Origin of the sequence: Pseudovibrio sp. W74, assembly GCF_001623085.1 — a bacterium.
Classification (GTDB): domain Bacteria; phylum Pseudomonadota; class Alphaproteobacteria; order Rhizobiales; family Stappiaceae; genus Pseudovibrio.
The window spans coordinates 275-7,827 of record NZ_LMCJ01000045.1 but is presented as its reverse complement, the minus strand read 5'-3'; the positions used below and the strand labels follow the sequence as shown (position 1 = coordinate 7,827).

Sequence of the window (7,553 nt, the reverse complement as noted above, 5' to 3'; positions counted from 1 at the left end):
AAACTGACGGTCGCTCCGCCAGCAGCCCGTTACGTAGGCATAGGTTCAGAGTATGGGAGGAAAACACGAGGGGGATAAGTTTATCTTTAGTTTTCAGGTGATCCAACACCTGCAATCCTGTTGCCGATGTTGTACTTGCCGCGAGGCTTTCTCATGGGCAGACGCCGCACTTCTTCCAGCGTTTGTGCATCATAAACAATGACAGCCCCATCCTCTTCCCAGACAGAAACCAAGGCGTACTTGCCATCCTCTGTGAACTCCACATGGGCCGCACGGGAGCCTTTTTGAGGGCGCAGGGTCTTTACAATCTCAAGGCTCTGCTTGTCTATCACCTGGATCGCGTCTTTGTCTGGACCAAAGAAAACATCTACCCAGACATAGGGTGAGTTCTCGTGCGTCCGGGTGAAGAAGCCGGAGCCGAGCATCTCAATCTGTTTGATAGTCTCCCATGACTTCATGTCCACAATGGAGACCAGCGGTTCTCTCAGATGCGGGGTGGCCATGACGGTTCGCTCACCCATCTTCCAGGTAGAACCTGAGCCCAGATGTGGCAGACCTTCCAAGTCCAGATCAGCAATCTTGTGTCCGATAACCAGATCAACCACCTGTCCACCAATGCCACTGGGGGAAGCACCCATCACGTATTCATCACTTGGGTCGAGATAGAAATCTTCAACCAAACTTTTGACAGTGATCTTGCGCAAAGGGAACGGGTCTTTGTTAGGCGCAGGCCCCTCAACACGCCAGTCATGGGCAAATCCGTAATGCGGTGGATTGGGGCCATAAAACACTTCCCAAATGGAAGGCGCATCCTTCAGCGCCAACACAAAGCTCTTGCGTTTGGCGGCGAGGTAAACAGCGGAGACACGGCTTGGTGTGCCGTCCTTGCCTTGAACATGCTCTAGTTTCTGTGGGCTCAAATCATCAGCGGAGAGAATAACAAAGGTGTTGGGCAGATAATTCGCCACGGCAATCCACTTGCCATCGTGGCTCAAAGCAATATTCCGGCTGTTCAGCCCGGCACGAATACGGCTCACCTCCTGTAACGCGTAAAGGTCATACTTTAGGATCCAGCCATCGCGGGACATGATGTAGACATAGCGCCCATCAGGTGAGAACTTGGGCTGCCCGCGTGTCCCGAACGGAATCTTGAAACGCGTCAGAACCTCGAAGCTGTCGCCATCCACCACGCTGACAGAATGGTCCAGCGTCTCCACGACCAATGTCAGGTTCATCGGGTCGGCAGACCAGACAGGCTTCACAGTCGCTTTGTAATCATCGTTGGCAATCAGGCTCGCGGAAATCTGCTCCATAGTCCATGTCGGTGCAGGCTTCAATGGCGTCTTAAGAAAAACGCTGAGTGCATCAATCTCCTGGTCGCTCAGGACATCCTGAAAGGACGGCATCTCAGTTGCGTTTCGCCCGCGTTTGATTGTGTCTTGCAACGCCGTGCCGCGCAGACTCCCCAAAGTTTCAGGAAGCAGAGCCGGACCAATCAGGCCCAAACGGTTCTCACCGTGGCACTCTACACAGTGCCTTTGATAAAGAGCGGCAGGGTCGGCAAGGCAAGCAGATGCTGAAAGAACAGCCGAACCAAGAGCAACAAGGAGCCTGATCATTGAATAAACTCGAATTAGGGGAAAGTACCTCTGAAGCGCAATCACAGTGCTGGTTCAAAGCCACGCAAAAACAAAGGCAAAGCAGTTCATGTGTTTCATCTTAAATGCGAACTGCTTTAAGGTGTGACGGTCACCATGCCGATCATCTTCTGCGTTTCCCAATGCGGACCACACAGATATTGCTGCGATCCCGCGCTCAGGAAGGTGAACTCGAAGACCTCTTCAGGAAACAAGCGATCGGATTCTTTCTCACCCGCCTCATTCAAATGAACGGTGTGGCTTGTCCGCTTGTCAACATTCACCCAGCGTACGGTGGTGCCAACAGGGACAGAAAGCTTTTCTGGGCAGAACCGATACTTGTACATCTTCACGATTGTAACGCCATCTGCCTCAGCTGCCGGATGTCCAAACATATCGACATAACGAGCTTCTGCTTTTGCGCACAGTGCAGCAGCTTTGTCATCCGCCGCAACGGCAGGTGTCACCATCAAAAGACCCAGAAGAAGTGCGGAACAGTGAAGAAATCTTGAGTACATGAAGCGCCCCCTTGCAAATGCATATCCAAAAATCACGTACTATTATTGATAAGGATACGCTCGGAAAAACTTAGAGCAAGTTCTGCATATCTCTGAAAAATGGAAACCGGTTTTCGGATAAAGATACGCAAAAGCAAAAGAATAAAGGAGGATCCAGCCTCCAGAAAAAAAGGTGGCCAATTACTCGGCCACCCTTTGTGTTTTTTTAGCGCCCTACCACATTGATTTGGGCAGTTTCGTCATCCAGTGCCAGACTGGTGTTCAACGTCACGTGGTGGAAACGTGCAGCTGAGAAGTCATCATGGATAGCAAAGCCAACTGTGTAGGTCTTGCTAGCTTCAAGTGGCACATCGCCTGGCTTGTCGCTTGCCAGCGGACGGGAGAAGACCACAGTCCACATACCAGCAGAGAGCTTGGCAGAAGCAGTGATATCACCGTCGTTTTGGACGCGACGCTCAAGCAGGTAGCCATTGGTTGCGGAACCGTCCGCATAGACGCGCATCAGATCCATGAAGGTACCATCAGCCAGCAGCTGATCGAGTTCCTCAGCTGATTTCAGCTTGTTCCAACCACCTTGAGCCTTACCACGACGACCTTTGATCTCGACCTTTGTCCGGGTCTCACTCAGGTACTTCTGGATGGACTTCTTGGCTTGCAGCATCTCAGCAACATCACCGGAAGCAGCGATTGCTTCTGGACCCGGATCAAACGGCATGTAGGTGTTGTCTGCATGGCATGTTGCCCAGCAACCAACCTGTTCACCCATCTTGATACCGGTGCCGGTGATCATCATGGCAACCTTGATCTGGTTTTCAGGATCCATCTTGCCACCGTCAACAAATGGTGCAGGTGCATGAGGAGTATCTGGCCATTGCAGGCGGAAGTAGACATTCTCATCATCATGAGCAGCCTGCATCGTTGCGTTGATCACACCACGCTTCCCAGGAATTGGGGTCGGCTCGGTGTTGTCAGTGCCTTTGACGATCTTGTTGCCAATGTTGTTCAGCTCTTTCGCATGACAGGTTGTGCACTGGTCGCCACCCTTTGTCAGCGGACGAGCACCACCGTGCTGCTTGCCGTTCTGCACAAACTCGAAGGAAGCCTGACCAGGGTAGAACAGTGTCATGTCTACGCTGTCCACACCGCTCCAGTCGATGTTGGCACCAACAGTGTCGCCTGCATCAGCAGCAGGTGCTTCACCGGCAGCTTTTGCACGTTCTTCAGCAACGGCTGCGTCAACAGCAGCTGCAATCTGAGCCTGTGTAGCTTCCTGCTGTGCTTTCTTCGCAGTGCTTGCAGCCTCAGCTTCAGCAGCTTCTTTGGCTTCAATGCGAGCAAGGCTCTCCAGATACTCTTTCGGAATCTCGCGAACGTAATTCTGGTCAGGAGCTTCAATCATCTCCAGATATTCATCAGATGCGCGGTCACGAACGTTCTTATGCGCAATACCTTTATGGCAATCGATACAGGTCTGCCCTGTTTTCATTGCATTCAGGTGCTGCTGACGTGCGCGTGGCTTCTGGAACTCCGGCATCATGGATTCAAAATCATGACAGTTACGGCATTCACGAGAGTCAGAAGATTTCATCCGCGCCCATTCGTTTTTGGCGAGGTGCAGACGTTTCTTGTCAAATTTCTCTGGTGTGTTGATCGTGCCGACCAGCTTGCCCCAAACTTCTTTGGATGCCTTGATCTTACGGATGATCTTATGTGTCCAGTCTTTAGGAACGTGGCAGTCTGAGCAAACTGCACCAACGCCTGACCGGTTTACGTCGTGGATAGTGCCCTGATATTCCTGATAGACAAAGTCATTCATCTCGTGGCACGAGACGCAGAATTCTTTTGTGTTTGTGGCTTCCATGACGGTGTTGAAACCGCCCCAGAAGATAATGCCGACGACAAAAGCCCCCAAGAGGCCAGCAACCGGCATTCCCCATAGGAAATACCGGCGCCAGATCGGCTTTTTCTTTTCCGTACCGTTGGACTGGGTCATTTCCAGGCTCCGTTTTGGATTTTCTGTCGACCCATCCTTGTCGGGTCGTGTGCGGTCGGCTTTCAAGATACGGGGAGCAAATCCGTCATCTCCGACTGGTGTCCAGCCGTTGCAGTCTCGATACCGCTGATAAAAAAGAAGGGCGGGCGTGGTGCCCGCCCCTCAAAAGGATCGTTAGATCACATTAGGTAACGTGGTTCGAACGGATGTGAACGTTGAACTTGCCGGTTGGAGCGTAAAGGCCCTTAATCCGGGTTTTCTCTTCAAGGGTTTCTGCGTCGTAAACAACGATTTCACCGTTTGGAGCAAGAGAGTCGCCCATGTTCCAGTTGGATACCCAAACTTCAGAACCATCTGCGTTGAACTCGAAGTGAACAGCGGCATTGCCCTCTGTTTCGGTAATGGTGATTGTTTTCACAATCTCACCGGTTTCTTTCGAGATCACCTGAACAGCCTGCTGAATTTCAGGATCTGGGTGTTTGGTCTGGTCAGCCCATACGTACTTGGAGTCTGGATGTGTACGGATGAACAGGCCTGGGCCGTCAGTTTCAACTTCGTAACACTTCTTCCAAGCTTCATCCGGACGTCCTGCTGGGTCGTTCGCCCAAACAGAAACAGTACCAACGCCGAGGTGGGTTGTACCTGCAACCGGACCACACTTAGGATCGTTCCAGTTAGCGCCTGGACCTGGGTGTGGAAGAGCAGCAACGTCGATCATAGCTTCGAGCTTGCGCTCTTTGGTGTCGACAACAACCATTTTGTTCGATGCGTTAGCAGCGATCTGGAAGTAACGGCCTGTTGGATCGAAGAAGCCATCATGCAGGAACTTAGCGGAGTCGATTTTGTCGATACGAAGGTTGTCGATATCGGAGTAATCAACCTGCCACATCTGGCCAAGTTCTTTAACAGCAACCAGCCATGTAGGCTCATTTGGAGTTGTGTAGATAGCAGCAACGCGGCTTTCTTCTACATAATCTCCGTCCACGTTCACGCCGCGGGTTGAAACAACCTTAAGCGGTTCCATGGTCACTGCGTCAGAAATCACGAAGTGTGGAGGCCAGTAAGCACCACCAATGATGTATTTGCCATCGCCGGATACGGCAACGTCGCGTGCATCATAAGCAACGGTAACTTCAGAAACGAGCATCTTGTCTGGTGTCTGCCAGAGGTCGATTTTCGTCATCTTACCGTCACGGCCCATGGTGTACCAGAAACGACCTGGATTCTCAGGCTCTGCCAGTTTGTGGTGCTCGGATGCTTTGATCACGTGCACTGCATAACCGGTAGGGATATGAACCAGAACTTCTTTGGTGTCGCCGTCGATGACTGCAACTTTACCTGCATCACGCTCGATAACAACGAAGAAGTTTTCCCAGTTGCGGCCATGCATAGGCTTGGTTGGGTAATCTTTTTCTTCGACGTAAACCTTGCGGGTTTCCTTCATCTGAGCAAGTGACATCTCAGGTGGCTTTGGCGGATCCAACATAATGTAGGTCGCCATGTCCTTGATTTCTTGCTCGCTCAGGATTTCCGAGAAGTTGTTCATGCCGCCTTCTGTGCCCCAGGCGATGATCTTCTCAAGGCGTTCCTGACCTAGCTGAAGGGTACCACCTTCAGTGACGGTGCCGTCTTTGCCTTTTTTCTTCCAATGCGGCTCAAGGTTTTTACCTGTCGCGCCCTTGCGCAAAACGCCGTGACAGCCTGCGCACTGCTCAAAATAAAGCTGCTTAGAACGTTCAAAGGCTTCTTCGCTCAGTGTTGGACCTTCAGCAAATGCAGGTGCAGCTGCACTACCAAGCAACATCGCGAAGCCGGCCGCTAAAGCGTACCCTGACCCACGTCTCTTATTTTGTAACATTCTCAATCTCCAATGCTGGTGAGACGAGGTCACAGTGAATTGAACGGCCGCTGTCCTCCTTGACTAATGTTAAGCAAGAAAACTTAGAACCCCGCCCTGAAACATCACGCCCCAAAAAACCGCCGAAAACTCCCCATTTAGCCAAACTTGCGACAGAACGTCTCAATCTGAAATTGAGGTGTAAAAAGAAGAAAATTAATTTGAACAGCTCGATCTTGAACTGATTGCTCCGCCACATCTTGAAGATGAATTTCCAAGACAAAGGCTTACTAAAACTCATTGACCATGCTGATTCTAAATTTGCGGAAAATCAGTTCAATGTCTGAGCGTGAGCTTTTGAGCTGTGTTGATGCCCATCACGCAGACAAATCATCTTTTAATGCCAGTCTGCTTTAGACAGGCAGGTTGAGCAAACCAAGCTTTACGCCAATCCAGCAATCAAATGAGGGCTTGCTTGCCCGATTTGCCGGTAAGGATCAATCTACTGCGATGCAGGTAATTGCAGACCTAGCAAACGATACCGCTCCTATGGACATCTTGCTCTGTCTACGAGCGTCGACTTTGTAAAAATAGCTATTGAAAATTGAGGATAGCTGTCCAGACCAATATGTTTCACACCTAAAAAGCAAAAACACAGCCCCTGTTGCAGAAGACACAGGTTATGTCCGTGCATAAAGCCACCACCATTACGATGGTCGCTCCTCATTCTACGCCGTTGCCCGCATCCCTTGTGAGCACGTGTCCACGATCGCTCATCTGGCAAACAGCGTACCCAGGCCGCCAAATTCCTAATTCTTGATCCGAAAGAAAAGTTTCCAAGCAAGACCGGTTCATGGACAACGGGGGAAGCCATTACACGGCATGTATCAGCCCAGGTGTAAGCCTCTGAAAGGCTCAGAACACCGCATTCCTGTCTGCTTTTATGTGAGCGATCTACCACGGCAATTGCTTCGAACACGTGCCGGGAAAGAACTACAACTTCCCTGCACATATGTGGAACTCAGAAACAGGCACGGCAGAGCTGGCTATTGCTTGATAACTGTTTTCAGGGCCATATGGGCCCAAACCACCTATCCCCGCTTTGAATTGAAGCGTGTTTCAGCAGCATTATCTGAGGCGAGTGGATAGATTATTTCTATCTCCTTTCACGGCTTGAGTGCTGAGCTGAATGTTTGCCCGAGTTATCCGACCGATCACGGCCCATTGCAGACCAACTGCCAGCTCTACTTTCACCAGCTGGCGAGACACAGCAACGCAGTCTCAGCGCGAATAACGCAAACGAACGCAGATGGCAACGCAACGTCGTTCCGACTGCAGCTGAACACATCCACCTGGCGAAGGGCACCAGTTAACAACCACCGCCTCTCGTTTACTTATCACCAATTTGGTTGGGGCATGAGATGTGCCCTTCCCACAGACTAAACCTCGTCTCCTAGACCACACGGAGGGCTGCAGCGCTTATTTCATAACAGCACCGCAAGGCAATACGTTTCAATCCCTTGAAGTCATTGCTTTGGTTTCACTGAGGCCAACTGGAGGCTGTATAT

Annotated in this window: 4 protein-coding genes and 1 pseudogene; all 5 read right to left on the bottom strand. The window is 51.0% G+C overall.

Going from position 1 to position 7,553, the window contains the following annotated elements; genetic code table 11:
* Positions 1 to 86: 86 nt before the first annotated feature.
* Positions 87 to 1,619, bottom strand: coding sequence for a nitrite reductase (locus tag PsW74_RS20145; protein ID WP_063289350.1), 1,533 nt, complete (start codon positions 1,617 to 1,619; stop codon positions 87 to 89).
* Between the two features lie 116 nt (positions 1,620 to 1,735).
* A complete protein-coding gene (locus tag PsW74_RS20140; protein ID WP_063289351.1) occupies positions 1,736 to 2,155 on the bottom strand; it encodes a plastocyanin/azurin family copper-binding protein in 420 nt (139 codons plus the stop codon).
* A gap of 205 nt (positions 2,156 to 2,360) precedes the next feature.
* Positions 2,361 to 3,554, bottom strand: coding sequence for an ethylbenzene dehydrogenase-related protein (locus PsW74_RS29905; RefSeq protein ID WP_275078098.1), 1,194 nt, complete (start codon positions 3,552 to 3,554; stop codon positions 2,361 to 2,363).
* 36 nt (positions 3,555 to 3,590) lie between these two features.
* Positions 3,591 to 4,085: pseudogene (locus tag PsW74_RS29900) on the bottom strand (NapC/NirT family cytochrome c); the annotation flags it as partial.
* 247 nt (positions 4,086 to 4,332) lie between these two features.
* Complete coding sequence (locus PsW74_RS20130; RefSeq protein WP_208981673.1) at positions 4,333 to 6,006, bottom strand: cytochrome D1 domain-containing protein; 1,674 nt, start codon at positions 6,004 to 6,006, stop codon at positions 4,333 to 4,335.
* Positions 6,007 to 7,553: the final 1,547 nt, after the last annotated feature.